Annotated in this window: 19 protein-coding genes; 6 read left to right on the plus strand and 13 right to left on the minus strand. The window is 68.4% G+C overall.

Annotation, left to right across the window (positions count from 1 at the left end):
* Positions 1-26: 26 nt before the first annotated feature.
* From AC27IY_RS19875 to AC27IY_RS19885, 3 genes are read right to left on the minus strand one after another with little or no spacing between them, the layout of a single operon-like run.
* A complete protein-coding gene (locus AC27IY_RS19875; protein WP_487178795.1) occupies positions 27-809 on the minus strand; it encodes a histidine kinase in 783 nt (260 codons plus the stop codon).
* Complete coding sequence (locus tag AC27IY_RS19880; protein WP_487178796.1) at positions 770-1,099, minus strand: AraC-like ligand-binding domain-containing protein; 330 nt, start codon at positions 1,097-1,099, stop codon at positions 770-772. Before AC27IY_RS19880 ends, AC27IY_RS19875 begins: the two co-directional genes overlap by 40 nt.
* Positions 1,100-1,149: 50 nt before the next feature.
* Positions 1,150-2,430: an MFS transporter gene (locus tag AC27IY_RS19885; RefSeq protein WP_487178797.1), complete on the minus strand. Its 1,281-nt coding sequence runs from the start codon at positions 2,428-2,430 to the stop codon at positions 1,150-1,152.
* Between the two features lie 102 nt (positions 2,431-2,532).
* On the opposite strand from AC27IY_RS19885, the gene AC27IY_RS19890 reads away from it, so the two are divergent.
* A complete protein-coding gene (locus tag AC27IY_RS19890) occupies positions 2,533-3,060 on the plus strand; it encodes a CGNR zinc finger domain-containing protein (RefSeq protein ID WP_423477245.1) in 528 nt (175 codons plus the stop codon).
* A 35-nt stretch (positions 3,061-3,095) separates the two neighbouring features.
* On the opposite strand, the gene AC27IY_RS19895 is transcribed toward AC27IY_RS19890, so the two are convergent.
* The 5 genes from AC27IY_RS19895 to AC27IY_RS19915 form a co-directional block, all read right to left on the minus strand.
* A complete protein-coding gene (locus AC27IY_RS19895; protein ID WP_487178798.1) occupies positions 3,096-3,647 on the minus strand; it encodes a TetR/AcrR family transcriptional regulator in 552 nt (183 codons plus the stop codon).
* A gap of 508 nt (positions 3,648-4,155) precedes the next feature.
* Positions 4,156-4,446, minus strand: a complete 291-nt coding sequence (locus tag AC27IY_RS19900; protein WP_423451741.1) for an antibiotic biosynthesis monooxygenase — start codon at positions 4,444-4,446, stop codon at positions 4,156-4,158.
* 25 nt (positions 4,447-4,471) lie between these two features.
* Positions 4,472-5,422, minus strand: a complete 951-nt coding sequence (locus AC27IY_RS19905) for a saccharopine dehydrogenase family protein (RefSeq protein ID WP_487178799.1) — start codon at positions 5,420-5,422, stop codon at positions 4,472-4,474.
* 133 nt (positions 5,423-5,555) lie between these two features.
* Positions 5,556-6,029 carry a hypothetical protein gene (locus AC27IY_RS19910; protein ID WP_487178800.1) on the minus strand — a complete coding sequence of 158 codons (474 nt, stop codon included), beginning with the start codon at positions 6,027-6,029 and terminating at the stop codon, positions 5,556-5,558.
* 870 nt (positions 6,030-6,899) lie between these two features.
* On the minus strand, positions 6,900-7,100 hold the full coding sequence (locus AC27IY_RS19915; RefSeq protein ID WP_487178801.1) for a hypothetical protein: 201 nt from the start codon (positions 7,098-7,100) through the stop codon (positions 6,900-6,902).
* Here AC27IY_RS19915 and AC27IY_RS19920 point away from each other — a divergent pair, their 5' ends adjacent.
* A complete protein-coding gene (locus AC27IY_RS19920) occupies positions 7,101-7,238 on the plus strand; it encodes a hypothetical protein (protein WP_487178802.1) in 138 nt (45 codons plus the stop codon). It begins immediately after the preceding gene.
* A 60-nt stretch (positions 7,239-7,298) separates the two neighbouring features.
* On the opposite strand, the gene AC27IY_RS19925 is transcribed toward AC27IY_RS19920, so the two are convergent.
* The 3 genes from AC27IY_RS19925 to AC27IY_RS19935 are packed head-to-tail and all read right to left on the minus strand — an operon-like array spanning position 7,299 to position 8,613.
* Positions 7,299-7,505: a 4-oxalocrotonate tautomerase family protein gene (locus AC27IY_RS19925; RefSeq protein ID WP_423477239.1), complete on the minus strand. Its 207-nt coding sequence runs from the start codon at positions 7,503-7,505 to the stop codon at positions 7,299-7,301.
* A 26-nt stretch (positions 7,506-7,531) separates the two neighbouring features.
* Complete coding sequence (locus tag AC27IY_RS19930; RefSeq protein ID WP_487178804.1) at positions 7,532-7,882, minus strand: hypothetical protein; 351 nt, start codon at positions 7,880-7,882, stop codon at positions 7,532-7,534.
* Positions 7,882-8,613 (minus strand): SDR family oxidoreductase, encoded by a 732-nt coding sequence (locus tag AC27IY_RS19935; protein WP_487178805.1) that lies wholly within the window; start codon positions 8,611-8,613, stop codon positions 7,882-7,884. The genes AC27IY_RS19930 and AC27IY_RS19935 overlap by 1 nt, the downstream gene beginning before the upstream one ends.
* A gap of 109 nt (positions 8,614-8,722) precedes the next feature.
* On the opposite strand from AC27IY_RS19935, the gene AC27IY_RS19940 reads away from it, so the two are divergent.
* Positions 8,723-9,427 carry a TetR/AcrR family transcriptional regulator gene (locus tag AC27IY_RS19940; protein WP_487178806.1) on the plus strand — a complete coding sequence of 235 codons (705 nt, stop codon included), beginning with the start codon at positions 8,723-8,725 and terminating at the stop codon, positions 9,425-9,427.
* A 1,198-nt stretch (positions 9,428-10,625) separates the two neighbouring features.
* Here the strand turns inward: AC27IY_RS19940 and AC27IY_RS19945 are convergent.
* Both AC27IY_RS19945 and AC27IY_RS19950 read right to left on the minus strand, forming a co-directional pair.
* Positions 10,626-11,000, minus strand: coding sequence for an Imm51 family immunity protein (locus AC27IY_RS19945; RefSeq protein ID WP_423451732.1), 375 nt, complete (start codon positions 10,998-11,000; stop codon positions 10,626-10,628).
* A gap of 33 nt (positions 11,001-11,033) precedes the next feature.
* A complete protein-coding gene (locus AC27IY_RS19950) occupies positions 11,034-11,447 on the minus strand; it encodes a VOC family protein (RefSeq protein WP_150935602.1) in 414 nt (137 codons plus the stop codon).
* Between the two features lie 556 nt (positions 11,448-12,003).
* On the opposite strand from AC27IY_RS19950, the gene AC27IY_RS19955 reads away from it, so the two are divergent.
* The 3 genes from AC27IY_RS19955 (at position 12,004) to AC27IY_RS19965 (ending at position 14,991) form a co-directional block, all read left to right on the plus strand.
* Positions 12,004-12,210, plus strand: a complete 207-nt coding sequence (locus AC27IY_RS19955) for a cold-shock protein (RefSeq protein WP_364193616.1) — start codon at positions 12,004-12,006, stop codon at positions 12,208-12,210.
* Positions 12,211-12,564: 354 nt separating this feature from the next.
* On the plus strand, positions 12,565-13,992 hold the full coding sequence (locus AC27IY_RS19960; protein WP_423451731.1) for a DEAD/DEAH box helicase: 1,428 nt from the start codon (positions 12,565-12,567) through the stop codon (positions 13,990-13,992).
* A gap of 543 nt (positions 13,993-14,535) precedes the next feature.
* Positions 14,536-14,991, plus strand: coding sequence for a tyrosine-type recombinase/integrase (locus tag AC27IY_RS19965; RefSeq protein WP_487178807.1), 456 nt, complete (start codon positions 14,536-14,538; stop codon positions 14,989-14,991).
* Positions 14,992-15,164: the final 173 nt, after the last annotated feature.

Consider the following 15,164-nt stretch of genomic DNA (forward strand, 5'->3'; position numbering starts at 1 on the left):
CGGCCGTGCGGGCTTGCCTCCGCCTCTCAACGAGGGTCGTGCAGTACGTGCTGGGTGGCGCCCAGTTCGCGCATGGCGTCACCGCTGGCCTCCTGAATGGCCAGGAGGGCCGCCGGGACCTCTTCGCCACGCTTGCGGGCCAGATGGACCGCCACCCCGGCCTGGACCTTGATGACCGAAATGCTCTGGGTAAGAGAGTGGTGCAGTTCCCGGGCGATACGCAGCCGCTCGTGATCCGCCCGCCACCTGGCGCCCTCCTCGCGTGCGCGCTCGGCGTCGACCGGGTCTTGTTCCGCCTTCCGCAGGCACGGTTGCCGGAGCCGGATCACCACGCCGACCAGCCCGGCGGCGATGAACCAGCCGAGCAGCAGGCCCGTGCTTCCGACGAACTCGTGGCCGGGGTGGCCGGAGACGGCGGCCGGGCTCATCGCCGGGCCGGCGCCGAGGAAGACCACGCCGGCCAGCGCGGCGAGCAGCTGATGTCCGGCCCGTGCCGCGGCGAACACTGACACCAGAACCGGGAGAGCGGCCGACAGACCGGCTGGGGCATGGAGCACGTGCGCCAGCATGCAGGCGGTGGTGACGAGTAGCGGCACCAGGGGAGCCCGGCGCCAGGCCACGAGCGCGAGCGAACCGACTACGACGGCGGCGAGGTCGAGAGCGTCCCAACCGGGCGCACAGAACAGGTCGGCCACCAGCGGAACGGCCACCGCAACGGGAAGCAGGCACTCCCCGGCGAACTGCCACCCCCGCCTCAGATGGGTCAGGTTCACGGGTTCACGCGCCTTCCCGGCGATCGTCCCGGCCACGGACGTCGGCTCACCACATGTCCACGCGTACTCTGCACCGACTTAGTGACCAGGATCACCTCCGGATCCGACCGGCGGATGAGCTTGTCCGTTCTTCGCGTGTGGACAGATGAACAAGTCACGCGGCTGATCTGCACAGGACCGAGGTCGAGCAGATGCATGGAGCCCCGGAACCTCGCGGGATCGCGGGTGTACAGATTCGCCGGCATGAGAACCCGGGAGACCGATTCGGTCCAGTACTCGAATCGGTCCGCCTCTGGAAGGTGACTGGTACGGATCACGGTATGCACGGGACCTGCGTTTCAAATCTCTGGATGGACGCGTGTCATGAATGACGTCGTCATGCAGATCGGTTCGCCCGGGCACGATCCGGGTCGTCGTGGTCGTCAGGTGGCGTCGAAGCGGCCGTCGTAGGGCGAGTCGTAGGGCGATAGGCGAGGCCCGCCACGAGCGCGGCCAGCATGGAGACCACCGCCGCGGTGAGGAATGCGGGGCCTGCGTTGTTGTCGGGGCCGGTCAAGCGGCCGGCGACGGCGGTGCCCAGGCCGTACCCGGTCCACATGAAGGTGTTCAGCCATGCGAAGACCTCCGTCCGGTATCGAGCAGGGGTGTGCTCCGCGAGCAGGGCGGGATGTACCGCGTCTCGCGGTCCCGTCAGGAGCCCGATCGCAGTGATCAGCACGGCGAGGGCGAGGAACCCCGAGACATGGGCTCCGGCCAGCATGCTCGCGCTGTCGGCCAGAGACAGCCCGATGAGGAGCAGCTTGGCCGGGACGCCCCAGTCACGGGCCCCGTAGCCCAGCGCGCCGATGAGCGCACCGACCGACAGCAGCCCCATCAGCACGCCGGCCGCGGACGGCGAGTTCAACGCCGTGGCCGCGGCCACCGTGGCGATGCGCAGGCTGCCGAAGGAGAAGGTGCCGAAAGCGGCCAGAACCAGCAGCACCAGAGTCGGGCGGTGGGCGAGCGGTCCGGCCAGGCGACTCAGCCGGCGTCCGGGGATCTGGGGCGACGAGGCAGATGCGGACCGTGCGGACACCGATGCGCGTACAGCTGGGAACAGGAGTAGAAATGCGGTCCCGACCAGCAGGAAGGCACCCGCTGCGGCCACCACGCCGGACGCTGGCATACGCAGCATCAGCAGTGGGACGAGCAACGGGCCGACGATGAACATCACCTCGTTGACGGCGTTGTCCACCGCATAGGCGGCCTGCACCGCGTCAGGCGGGACGACCTCCGGCCAGAGGCCCCTGACGACGGCCGTGACGGGCGGGGTGGTCGCGCCCAGGAGGACCGCCGTGCCGACCATCGCGGCGGACCCGGCTTGGTGGGCCACCAGCAGAAGACCGTAGGACACCGCGTGGGCAGCGAGGTAGACCGTGAGGACCCTGCGCCTGCCGTAGCGGTCAACGAGCCGGCCGCCGAGCGGCGCGGACATGGCGAGCGCCAGGGCATGTCCGGTGAGGACGAACCCGGCTGCCGTGTATGAGCCGAGTCGATCAAGGGCTGCCAGGAGCAGCGCGAGACTGAGCACCGGCGTGCTCAGCTTGACCGTCAGCGCGACGACAAGCAGGTAGGGCACACCTGAGTGGGACAGGAGGCGGCGGTAGGAGGTGACCACGAAGGCTCCGTTACCATCAAAACGTGTTTAGCACATAACGAACCATGAGGGGTGGTTACTGGTCAAGTGGAAATAGCCTGTAACGTCGTACGTCATGCTCCGGTGATCGCCGAGCTGGTCAATGTGGCCACCTCCCCCTGGCGGGGCGGTACCGAGACGCCATGCCTGGAGGGCGATGAGCTGGTGAGGGCATTCGCCGCCATGGTCGGCGAGCGCACCCGGAAAGCGGTGCTGGACGATCTCGACGCGGATGTCCGTCTCGGGGAACTCGCCAGGGAACTACGCGAGGTGCTGGTGGCCGATCAAGCCGCGGATCAGGCGGCGCTCATCAACGCCATGATTCGTAGGTACGGCGCCCAACCGTACCTGGTCGAGGATGCCGGCCAGCCGTTCCACCTGCATTTCCACGGGGCGGGCGGCACCGCCGTGGAAGCGTTGGGAGGCGAGTTCGCCACCGCGCTGGCCCTGATCGTGGACGGCTACGGTCCGGACCGGTTCGGGCAATGCGCAGCTCACCGGTGTGACGCCGTCTATATCGACCTCACCCGCAACGGATCGCGGCGCTACTGCAGTAGCGCGTGCACGGCACGCGCCAAGACCGCCGCCTACCGAAGCCGCCGGCATGCCTGAGTCCGGCCATGGGACGGGCTATGGCCTCGCCGGGCTCAGGACCCGTCCACCAGGAGCTCGGCGAGTGCGCCCAGCAACTGCCGCACCTCGGACAGCGACGGCCGGGGATACGCCTCGCCGGAGACGAGCAGGTTGTGCACCGCTCCGGTCACCAGGAACCCGATCGCGTGCTCGTCCACCCGAGCCCCGATCCTGTCCAGGCGCTTCTCGGCGGCGATGTAGCGGGTGACGGTGGTCGGCAGGGCGTCGACGAACCCGCTGCCCATGGCCGAGTCGTGGAAGCCCCGTTCCTGTACGGGCACCCCGGCGGCCAGCTTGATCACTTCGGCGGCCGGGCCCAGCAGCACCTCGGCGAACCGTCCCAGGTTTTCCGCCACGGTGCCCGTGCCGGCCCGCGCCACGATCTCCTCCAGGCTTGCCGTGAGGTCCCGGAACTGCCGGTCCACGACCGCGAGAACGAGCGCTTCCCGGCTGTCGAAGATCTTGTACAGCATGCCGAGGGAGCATCCCGCCTCCTGGGCCAGCGCCCGCATGGTGAGCGCGTCGGCCCCGTCACGACGGACGAGCCGGGCGGCGTGGTCGATCATCGAAGCGTGCAGCGCCGCCGTCGCGGCGGCCCCACGTCGGGCCGGTGCTATGACCCCTCCAGTGTCGCGACTGCATCGGGACCCCGAAGCCTACCATGAACGATTGTTCATGATAGCTGGCGGCGTTTCCCGAGCGAGCCCGGCGCGTGCGCGGTGACCAGCCACTGCGCACCCGGCAGCAGCACGCCCGCGGAGCTCTCGTACGGCTTCAGCGCGGCCTCCAGCCTGGCCCGCCAGCCGCTGGCAGGTCTCCGTGAAGCCCTGATTCTCGCCCTGCTTCGGAGGTTTGCCCACGCGGAAAGCTTCTTCACCGCGAAGGCGGTACCCTCAGCGAGCCGTTCTCGGTGACGCCGGATTCATGCGCCCGCGGACTTGCACGACCTGCTGGATTCCCTTCCGCGCTTCCCGCAGCGTCACCGGATGCTCTGGGTGGCCGCTGTCGCCTGCCGCGTCCCATTGGGACTATGGGGTCCCCTGAGGTGACATGGCCGGCGTCGGCTGCGGATCGTCAGTGCTCGTCGAGGATCTCGAAGTCTTCTGCGCCGGCCTCCCGGGTCAGCGCGAAGGCGGCGGCGGCTTCAGGGCTGCCGGCCGCTGCCTGCCGGGCCGTCGCCAGGCTGGCGGCCGAGTCCCAGCGCCAGATGCCGGCCCAGTGCTCATCGTCGACTCTGCCCAGCCACGCCTCCTCCAGCCCTGGCGCTGCGGCTCTGGTCGCGGCGACGAGGGCGGCGTGCCGGGCCCGCAACTGTTCGGCGTCGGCGGGATCGATCTGGAACCGGGTGACCGTGATAAGAGGCATGACCGTACCTGTTCTGTAGTGGGCTTCAGTGGTTGGGCTCGGGGGTCGGCGGATACCAGGGATGGAGCCTGATCGGCAGAGCTGCGAGGTCCGATAGATCCAGTACGTGGTGGAGGTGATGGACCCCGCGCGGTAGGTGGGCGGCCTTCAGAGCGGCGATGGCCGCTATCGCGGCGGTGGCATGCGCCTGTACCCGGCCGCCGAGCGTATGGGTGCGGCCGTCGGCGCTGCGCGCCAGGGCCAACCATCGTTGATCGCCTGGGAGGTGCCAGGAAGGCGCCGCGTGAGCGGCCGCGGGAAGACGCGTCAGGGCGGCCAGGGCGGCGGTCGCCAGACGGGACGTGAGCCCGAAGTACGTACGGACGGGCACGCCGAGGTCGCGGTGGAGGACGTGCTGGTCGCTGTAGTCGACCCGAAGCAGCCGGCGCACCCCGTACACGGGCAGGTGGAAGCGCCGGGGACGGCTGTAGTTGCGGACCCTTTCGCCCGTCGCCGGATCGGCGAAGTCCTGACCGAGCAACTGGTACGCCCAGGCGGTGGAAGCCTTGCCGTAGCGCTCACCGGCGCCGAGCAACAAAGCGATGTCGATGGGCTGGGCCGGCGCTTCGTGCTGGACAGCGGCAGCGAGCAGGTTGGTCAAACCTGGGGCCAAGCCCACGCTGAGCAGGATGGGGGCGGACGGCTTGAGGCGTTCGACGGCGGATGTGTATTCCACGCTCGCCGTGATGTCCACGAAAGCCGCGCCATGGCGGGTGACCTGGTCCGCCAGGGCGGCATCTTCTGTGCCGGCGCAGTTGAGCACCACGTCCACGTCCTTCAACACGCGATCGAGGCCGTGGGGATGACCGGCGTCAATCAGCAGATCGGCGCGCTTCGGATCACGTCCTGCGGCCAGGACGTGCGCAGCCATCTCCCGGAGATAAGCGACCGCTTGGGAGCCGACGGCACCGTAGCCGCCCAGGACTATGACCTTCATACGGGTCTCGTCCTGGCTCGTTCGTGAAAGGTCCGGGACCACAGGCTCCCGACGTGGCCTTGCGGGCTGGGCGCTGCCATCAACGGCCTGCCCGCGATCCGGTGCGCATGCCGCCATGCTCTGGTGCCGTTGCTCACGAGGTCACCGCCTGGCCACGCTCGCGCAACAGGCGCACGAGCAGCAGCGCCGTCACGGCGGCGGGGAGGACGTGCAGCACACCGGTGGCCTGGAAGAGCAGGTCGAACGGCTGCCCAGGCGTCACGTAGCCCCCTTGGAGGAGCGGGGAGAGCACGTGGGTGTACAGGCCCTCGAAGAGCCCGAACGAAAGCACGAAACCGACCAGGGACACCGACCAGTGGATCCACCAAGCCACCCGGGCGACAGCATCATCGCCGGCCGGGCGCCGGGCCCAAGCGTATGCGGCCACGTCCAGAGCCAGCAGCAGCGCGGCGGCGAGGACGGCGTGATAACGCCCAGGGGTGCCGTAGATGACGGCGCCGTACACGTGATGAACGGTGGTGATCAGCGCGTTGGCGCTGCACCACGCCAGCACCTGCACGTTCGTCCTGGACGTGGAGACGGTGGGGCTTTTGCGATCAGTGGTCATGTGGCCTCCAACGGGAATCGGGTGCTGGACGCGGCATCCTCGGCCGGTGGGCCTGGCAGATCACTCAGGACGCGAGGGCGTGCCGCGACGAGGTGCGTCGGCTGTTGCGGATGCGCAGGCCCGCCTAGGCATTGAGGCGGTTGCTCGAAGCGTTCACGCCATCGTGAACAACTGTCCACGACAGTAGCATGAACATGCGTTCACAACAAGAGCGCAACGCCTCGGCGCCATCCAGGCCCCTCTTCAGGCACGGCCGCGCGCGATGCTCGACCCGATATCCGTGCCCGTGATGGGTTGCGTCCACGGAAGTGGTGTACGAGTTTGGCCTGGTCATAGGCGTGTTGCCGTGAAATGAGAACGGCCATCGAGTGATGACCTCTGGGAATGCCTCACAGACATCGCCTGCAGGAAGGCCGATCCACGCGTATATCCCGCGAGGCGGAGCCGACCAATCGGCCTTCGTCCGTGCCCGTTGCTGTCACAGCTCCAGCGGCGGCAGTCCCCGCATTTCTCGGTAGCGCCGCCGCTCTTCGGTCAAACCGGCCGACCCGTTGGGGCCAGCATGGGCACGTGTACGGCTGATCGCGAGGCGGTAGCCGGAGGAAGTCTCCGCCCTGTTCCGCCATCACGGACAAAACCCATCGCTTGGTTGGTCGCCGGGCGCGACAGTCGGCGGCGATCTCTCGGGAGGCGACGAGGGAAGATTCGGCCCGTCCGAGCAGCCGGATACAACGTGATGACGTGTTCGAGACAGCGGTCATGACGTCCCCGGGCTCTTTCGTCAACGCCCTCGAACCCGGACCGCGTCACCTGACCCGCGGCGAGCGCGTCGTTGAGCGGCACGTTCGCCGCCATGGTGACCACGCAGCATCACCACCGACAGCGCGAACCCGACCGCGACCGCCGGACGACGCTCCAGATTCCCCTCGCCGCGCCCTGGCGGGCGAAGTCGGCGAAGTCGCGCGGCTCGCGGCCCAGCGCGCGCTGGACCCCGTCGCCGAGCGAGGCGTCGCGGCCGTCGAGCACTGTCGTGAACAGGTAGGTCAGGAAGCCGGCGACGTCCTCGGGCACGTGCTGCACGTACGCGTCGACCGGGATCTGCGTGTAGTCGATCTCGCGCCCGGCGGCCGCGGCAATCTCGTCAGCAGCCTGGGCCCGGTCAGCTCGTGGACCTGCCCCGCCCGGCTCGAACCCGCCCGTGCCAGGTGAGAGAACGGGCGGGCGAGGCCCGGCAGTAGGTCCGGGGGTGCGGCCCTACCACCGGACGGGTCAGCTACGGCCGAGCATCTCGGCGGTCAGGACGTTGCCGCCCACGCCCCAGCCGCCGTCCGGGACCTCCTCCAGGAGGACCAGGGTGGTGGCGCGGGCTCGTTCTCCGTAGACCGCGGCGTAGGCGTCTGTGACGGCGTCGATGAGCTTCTTCTTGGACTCGGGGGTCAGGGTGTCGGCGGGCACCTTGAGGTTGGCGAATGGCATGGTGATGACCTTCCTGTAGTGGTGATTCAGAGCGAGGCGGTTGAGGACAGCAGGTCCTCGATGCCTACACGTCGGTAGAACTCGGTGCGGATGCGGTTGGCGACGATCGGGACGACCTCGCTGCCCTTCTTGCCGGGATCGAGATGGCTGCGGAACGGACGGCCGCCGGCGGGGAGATCGACAATGGGGACGATCTTGTCGGCGATCGACTGCACGTCCAGCTCGGACGCCGGCAACGTGAGGTCTTCGTCGGCGGCGAGCCGTTGCAGGGCAGTGACGGCGGGGGCGTTGCGGTCGGCGGTCCGCCTCATGCCGGCCACGACGGCGTGCCCCGTGCCGGGCCCCGCCCCTGAGCCGACCGCTAGCACGGCGGTCATCAGATGATTCCGCCGTTGGCGCGCACGACCTGGCCGTTGATCCAGTGCCCGGCCGGGCTCGCCAGGAAGGCGACGACCTCGGCGATGTCCTGCGGGGTGCCGAGGCGCTCCAGCGGTGGCTGCTTGGCGAGCCGTTCGACCGTCGCCTCGTCCTTGCCGTCGAGGAACAGTTCGGTGGCGGTCGGGCCGGGCGCGACGGCGTTGACCGTGATGTCCCGTCCGCGCAGCTCTCGGGCGAGCACCAGTGTCATCGCCTCGACGGCGCCCTTGCTGGCGGCGTACGCGCCGTAGCCGGGAAACTGCAGGCCGACCACGGAGGTGGACAGGTTGACGATCGCGCCCCCGGCGCGCACGCGGCGTGCGGCCTCCCTGGCCATGACGAAGGTGCCGCGGATGTTGGTGCGGTGCAGGGCGTCCAACTCGTCGAGGTCGAGGTCGGCGATCGGGGACAGCGACAGCCGCCCCGCCGAATTGACGACCACGTCGATCCCGCCGATGGATTCCGCCACGTCGAACATCTGCGCGACGGCGTCCTCGTCGGCCACGTCGGCCTGGACCGCGATCGCCCGGCCGCCGGATGCCGTGATCTCCTCGGCCACCTGCACCGCGGCGTACTCCGATCCGTGGAAACCCACCGCGACCGCGTAGCCCCGTGCCCCCAGCGCCACCGCGATCGCCTTGCCTATTCCACGGGAGCCGCCGCCGACGACGGCCACACGCTGATCATTCATGGAAGACCCCTTGATCTTATCGCCGATATGGGTGCGCCGTATCGGCGTTACGCCCCGACGGTAGCACAGCTCCGTAACCTCGCTAGCTTTTGCCGCTATCATTGATTGCATGCCAGAGGACGGCTCGCTTCGCGCGGCGATGATCGAGGCGGCGGAGCGGCAGCTCGCGTCGTCCTCCGACCACGAGGTCGCCACACGGGCGGTCTGCGAGGCCGTCGGCGTGAGCCAGCCCGTGCTCTACCGGCTGTTCGGCGACAAGCGGGGCCTGCTGGACGCCGTCGCCGACCACGGCTACGAGCGCTACGCCGCGCTCAAGGCCGCCCAGGAGCAGACCGGCGACCCGGTGGCCGACCTGCACGCCGGCTGGGACGGCCACATGGCCTTCGCACAGGCGAACCCGGCCCTCTATCAGCTGATGTTCACCCCGAGGCCGTGGTCGCGCTCAACAGCTCGAGAGCGCGTGATAGACCTGCTGGTGGCGGCACTCACGCGGTGTGCGGCGGTGGGCGCGCTCAAGGTCGAGCCGCACACCGCCGCCCGGCTCATCCTGTCGGCGAACGTCGGGACCGCCCTCGACCACATCGCCAGACCCGCCCCGTTCGGCGACCCCGCGCTGTCCCACCGCATGAGGGACGCCGTGTTCTCACACGTACTGGCTGAACCGGCCGCCGCGAACGACGCTGACCCGCTGCACACTGCGGCGCTGCGCCTGCACGCACAGCTCGATCTCACCGGGACGCAGGCACTGGAACCGGCCGAGGCCGCCCTTCTGCGGCGATGGCTCGAACGCATCACGCACCCCGCCCGAAGCTGACGGCCACCCGGCCCAGCCGTCCCCGGCCGCGCGTGCATCCAGGTCCCGGGGGGCGCTGTGGCCTTCGTGGGATGGGCGGCGTGGCGCCGCGGCATCTTCCGGTGAATGTCAAGGCACGGGACAACTCGGCGCTCGGCATCCGGCGGCTTCCAGCGGCCTGCGGCTGCCTACGAGGTTCCGGCCTTACAACGGCGAAACCCCAGCTCAGCGGCGTTGGTCGCCTCGATCCACAGCCACCTGCTGATGGAGGCCGCCGTCGAGATGGATGGCACCGGTCAGGAACAGCAAGCCGCACAGACAGAAGCCTAGGGAATCGCCTGGATGAAGATCGGCGATGAGATCCCGGCCGTGCTCATCGCCTACGCGCAGACCCTGACTACCCATCTGCCCGCCGTACGCCGGGCCTGCGCACCGGCCTCGTGACCACGGCATCCGCCCAGCCTGTGGATGCCGAAAATCTTCCGAGCAGATCAAAGCCCTGCCTGGTGATCACATGCCTTGATTCTTGAGGTGTGAGGTCTACGCTGCCGCGGCATGATGATCTGTCGTGCTGCTGCGTCTGGTCTGTTTCAGTGAGTGTTTGAGATCGGTGATCTTCGTCAGTCGCAGACGATTCTGGCCTGTCGCCGAGCGGGGCCCGTGCGGGTGGGACGGCGGGCCATACCGGCGATGGCGGCCCAGCGGATGACGGCCTCGGAGATCTTCGGGTCTCGTTCGTAGTCGCGGGACAGACGGCGACAAGCGGTAAGCCAGGCCAGCGTCCTCTCTACTCACTGAGGCAGTCATCAATTCGATGACCGCATGAGTCACTGCGCCTGGACGGCTCGTGGACACCGAACGCCGCGACCGAGAGCAACCCGTTCGCCGGCAAGGCCAACAGCGCCCGCCTGCACCAACGACATCAGCCACGGTGACCTGGTCCGCAGCAACCCCGACCAGACCAAGACCGTCGACCCCTGCAACCTGCCGCTCCTCTACCAGGGCCGCAGCCCCAGCTCCGGCGGCGACCATGGTCTCCTGCCCTACCGCCCGGGCCTGCTGACCCTGCAGCGCCAAGGCATGACACAGGTCCCGCCCGTACGTCCTGACGTACCAACGCCGGGACCGGGCGGATCCGAAGCGGGCGGGCTCGGCTTCGCCGCCGAGCCCGCCTCGCTCTTCCGCAGTTCAGAGCGCCTGCCATTCAGCGGCAGGCGAGTCAGTCGTCGAACTCGAAACCGTTCGCCTCGGCGGCCGCCACGAGCCGCCGCACGCGGTCGGCGTCCGTCGCGATGGTCGCCATCAGGATGCCGAGTTCCTCCAGCGCGCCGCGGTCCTTTCCGTACGCGCAGAACATGTCGCCTTCGGGGTCGTACGAGAATCGGCCTTCCAGAGCGGGAGCCTCGGTGCCGACGAGCACCTGCGCGACGCCCTCCCAGAAGTATCCGTTCGGCTCATGGCCGAGATCTTCGATCACGTCGTCGACCCGCGTGGTTCCTGCCTCCAGCAACAGTGAGTACTCTCCCGGGGTCGGCTCGATCAGCCTCAATGGATGCACCGGCGCATGCTGCCACTGGTCGATCCACAGCCGCAAGGGGCTTCAGGCCCGCTGGGGCCGCCGGCGGAGTCACTCGGCGTACGGCTGGTCCTGTCCCTGGGCGCTGTAGCCGAGGCTCCAGATGTAGCCGTCCGGGTCGGCGAAGGTGCCGCCGTACCCGCCCCACGGCAGCGCGCCGGCAGGCTTGAGGATCGTGGCACCGGCCTTCTCGGCCTCTGCCATGATCTCGTCGACCCGCGCCTCGCTGCGGACGACGTAAGTGAGGACAAGCCCGCCGAAGCCGCTGCCGTCCCGGCTCGTTCCCACCATGTCGGCCAGGCCGTCGCGGCCGTAGAAGCCGACGGGCGAGGCTCCGTCCGATTCGAAGAACACCGAGACGCCGAAGTCGTTCTTGATCTTCCAGCCGAGCCCCTCGGTGTAGAACCGCTTGGCCCTGTCCATGTCACGGACAGCGAGGAGAATTGAGCTGACGTGCGCTTTCATGCCTTGGCTCCCTTGTGCTTCAGGGTTGTGCTCATGAAGCTCACGCTACGAGGGGTTCCGGGCCCGGCGCTTCTCGATTCGTGACCGGTGTCTGCCGGGTATCGGCGGCCCACCGGTGCCGCCCGGCGGGTGCCGCTCGGCCGCCGGCGCCGGCGTGCCTCATCGAGCGGCTCCCTCAGCCACGGCGAGCAACTCGTCCATCGCCTTCCGGCTGGGCAGTGAGGGGCTGGCGTCGGACGAATCTGGACTCGGCTCGATGAACCCAACGAAAACCTCGCCACGGCTCCGCATGGAGCGACCCCCTCGCAGGTCAAGGCAGCAGCAATGGCGCGGATGATGTCGGCGTTGGCGGGGGCATGCGCGGCACGACGGCACATGTGCTAGATTGGGGTCAGTTGCAGTTGTGGTACCCATAAAGACTTGTGTGCACCTGACGGTATGTAGCCTCAGGTGCATTTTTTGTTCTCCGGTCATCTCCGGGTGTGTGGTCCTATCGCGGCGACGCGGAATCCGTTCGATGCGGATTCCGGCTTTGCACCCATCGAAGGAGATCAACATGGCTTCTGGCACCGTGAAGTGGTTCAACTCGGAAAAGGGCTTCGGCTTCATCGAGCAGGACGGCGGCGGCGCCGACGTCTTCGCGCACTACTCCAACATCGTCGCCAACGGCGGCTACCGTGAGCTGCGCGAGGGCCAGAAGGTGGCCTTCGACGTCACGCAGGGCCAGAAGGGCCCGCAGGCCGAGAACATCGTTCCCGCCTGACACTGCGCACCACGTAGCCGGGGCCCGCGCCGCAGGGCGCGGTCCCCGGCGCGTTGCTTTTGTGGCATCCATCGTGCCGTGATGACTTCACGACCCGAGAAGCACAGCGTGTCTGTTCTTCCGCCGCACACCGGATGCACCACCGATGGCTCCGGTTCGGGCATAGGCCCGCTCCAGTTCTACGGCGCGGCATCACAGCCGCGTTCTTCCCGGCGAAAGCCGACCATTTCGACGTACGAGCCCAGGCTGTTTCCGCCGGTTCGACTCGTCTTTCTTCGGCTCGTGCTAGCTGTTCTTGTGCCGCTCATCGCGCGGAGGATCGCCTGACACGTGCCGCATCGAGGAAGGTTCTGCATGAACCACGCAACTCGCGCGCACGATCGCAACTCTTCGCCCCGTAAGGGCGGCTCCGCCCGAAGCAGGGGCGGCCGATTCAGCTCTCCGGCTCAGGGTCGTTCAGGCGCCTCCAGCCGGTCCGGCAACGGGCGGCGTCCCGCCGCGCTCCAGGGAGAGTTCGCGCTGCCGGTCACCGTAACCCCGGCCCTGCCGGCAGCCGCGACCTTCGCTGAGCTGAGCATGCCGCCCGCACTGCTGAAGGTGCTCACCGGCCTGGGCTTGAACGAACCTTTCCCGATCCAGGCGGCCACGCTGCCGAACTCCCTGGCCGGCCGGGACGTCCTGGGGCGGGGGCGCACCGGGTCGGGCAAGACACTCGCCTTCGGCCTGGCCCTGCTCGTCCGCACCTCCGGACAGCGGGCACAATCGCGGCGGCCGCTTGCCCTGATCCTCGTCCCCACCAGGGAGCTGGCCCAGCAGGTCACCGATGCGCTCACGCCGTACGCCCAAGCACTGAAGCTGCGGCTGGCCACGGTCGTCGGCGGCATGTCGATCAGCCGCCAGGCCCATGCGCTGCGCAACGGTGCCGAGGTCGTCATCGCGACCCCGGGACGGCTCAGGGATCTCATCGAGCGCGGCGACTGCAGCCTGGACCAGGTCGGCATCACCGTGCTGGATGAGGCCGACCAGATGGCCGACATGGGCTTCATGCCGCAGATCACCCACCTGCTCGACCAGGTGCGCCCGGACGGCCAGCGGATGCTGTTCTCCGCCACCTTGGACCGCAACGTCGATCTGCTGGTCCGCCGCTACCTGAGCGACCCGGTGGTCCATTCGGTCGACCCTTCGGCGGGCGCGGTCACCACGATGGAGCACCACGTGCTGCACGTTCAGGGTGCCGACAAGCAGGCCACCACTGTGGAGATCGCTGCTCGCGACGGTCGGGTGATCATGTTCCTGGACACCAAGCACGCTGTGGACCGGCTCACCGAACAGCTGCTGAACAGCGGAGTGCGCGCCGCCGCGCTGCACGGAGGCAAGTCCCAGCCCCAGCGCACCCGCACCCTCGCCCAGTTCAAGAGCGGCCACGTCACGGCGCTGGTGGCGACCAACGTCGCGGCCCGCGGCATTCACGTCGACAACCTGGACCTCGTCGTCAACGTCGACCCGCCGAGCGACCACAAGGACTACCTGCACCGCGGCGGCCGCACCGCCCGCGCCGGCGAGTCCGGCAGCGTCGTCACCCTGGTGCTGCCCAATCAGCGCCGTGACATGACCCGCTTGATGGCCGACGCCGGTATCGTCCCGCAGACCAGCGAGGTCCGTTCGGGCGAGGCCGAGCTGAGGCGTATCACGGGCGCCCAGGCTCCCTCAGGCATTCCCGTGACCATCACCGCACCGGTTGTCAGTCGTCGGTCGGGACGGAACGGCAGACGATTCCGGTAGCAGCGGATGGGGTTCGCTCAAGGCCGGGTAGCTAAGGCGATGTCCCGGGCTGGTCAGGGGCGGTTGGGGTCTTGGTGCAGCAGGGCCAGGACCTGTTGTTGTGTGCGGCGCTCGGCCGGGGCCACGGACGACCGGCTCAAGGTCGAGAAAGATCGAGGCTAGGAGATCAAATTGATCTCCGTTGGACGTAGATGCTGTTGTCGGCGTCATTTCACGTGACCCAAGTGAGGGAGTGAGCGACGATGGCATGCGTTCAAGATCGCCACGGGGTGTATCGGCGTTGTGGCGGCGCCGACGCGGTGACAGGCAAGCGGCTGGGAAAGCGCTGCGCCCCGCTGCGCACTGGTGTGGCGGTGTGGACGATCGAGCAACTGACCGAGTACCTCGCCTTCGTCCGTGATGACCGGCTGTTCGCGCTGTGGTGGCTGATCGCTCTGCGCGGTCTGCGGCGCGCCGAGCTAGCCGGCCTGCGCCGGATCGACCTCGACACCGACCGACGCGAACTCACCATGCCTGCCAGCTTGTCCACACGACCACTGCCTGTTGCCGTGTCCGCCGAAGAGCGCCTCCAGTCAGCGTGGGATCGCTCTGGACCTCGACACTCTCCGGCTTCTGAACCGCCACGAACAAGTCCAGCGCGATGACCTGGGCATCGATCGGTCGCCGTCAACCCCGATGTTCACCCGCGAGAACGGCGGGGCCATTGATCCCAACTACCTCACCCACCGCTTCCACAAGCTGGTCATGGCCAGCGGCCTTCCCCCGGTGCGGCTGCACGATTTGAGACATGGAGCCGCGACGCTGGCCCTGGCGGCAGGAGCGGCTCTGCGCGTGGTGCAAGGCCTGCTCGGACATGCCAGCATCGTGCTCACCGCCGACACGTACACGTCGGTGCTGCCGCAGCTGTATCACGAGAGCGCCCGGGCCGTCGCACGGCTGGTCCTCAAAGCGGCTCGCAAGACCGCGCGCAAGGTGAACAACGCCCGCCGTGATACGTGACTCACAGGTGTCGCACCGTGACTCACGATCATACGACTCGACTACAGGATCGTGGAAAACCGCAGGTCGGAGTGGTAGGGCGCCCGGGGCTCGAACCCGGAACCTACGGATTAAAAGCGTTCGATGCAGGTCAATTGCAACGGCAACTGCAACTGACGGTAGCCGTGCCGACG

It is taken from the genome of Nonomuraea sp. B208, assembly GCF_057536035.1.

Coding starts and splice junctions, on each gene's coding strand:
- AC27IY_RS19960 (WP_423451731.1), top strand. CDS start 12,565: ATGAACCACGCAACTCGCGCGCACGATCGCAACTCTTCGCCCCGTAAG.
- AC27IY_RS19935 (WP_487178805.1), bottom strand. CDS start 8,613: ATGAATGATCAGCGTGTGGCCGTCGTCGGCGGCGGCTCCCGTGGAATA.
- AC27IY_RS19925 (WP_423477239.1), bottom strand. CDS start 7,505: ATGCCATTCGCCAACCTCAAGGTGCCCGCCGACACCCTGACCCCCGAG.
- AC27IY_RS19955 (WP_364193616.1), top strand. CDS start 12,004: ATGGCTTCTGGCACCGTGAAGTGGTTCAACTCGGAAAAGGGCTTCGGC.
- AC27IY_RS19940 (WP_487178806.1), top strand. CDS start 8,723: ATGCCAGAGGACGGCTCGCTTCGCGCGGCGATGATCGAGGCGGCGGAG.
- AC27IY_RS19895 (WP_487178798.1), bottom strand. CDS start 3,647: ATGATCGACCACGCCGCCCGGCTCGTCCGTCGTGACGGGGCCGACGCG.
- AC27IY_RS19905 (WP_487178799.1), bottom strand. CDS start 5,422: ATGAAGGTCATAGTCCTGGGCGGCTACGGTGCCGTCGGCTCCCAAGCG.
- AC27IY_RS19930 (WP_487178804.1), bottom strand. CDS start 7,882: ATGACCGCCGTGCTAGCGGTCGGCTCAGGGGCGGGGCCCGGCACGGGG.
- AC27IY_RS19900 (WP_423451741.1), bottom strand. CDS start 4,446: ATGCCTCTTATCACGGTCACCCGGTTCCAGATCGATCCCGCCGACGCC.
- AC27IY_RS19910 (WP_487178800.1), bottom strand. CDS start 6,029: ATGACCACTGATCGCAAAAGCCCCACCGTCTCCACGTCCAGGACGAAC.
- AC27IY_RS19950 (WP_150935602.1), bottom strand. CDS start 11,447: ATGAAAGCGCACGTCAGCTCAATTCTCCTCGCTGTCCGTGACATGGAC.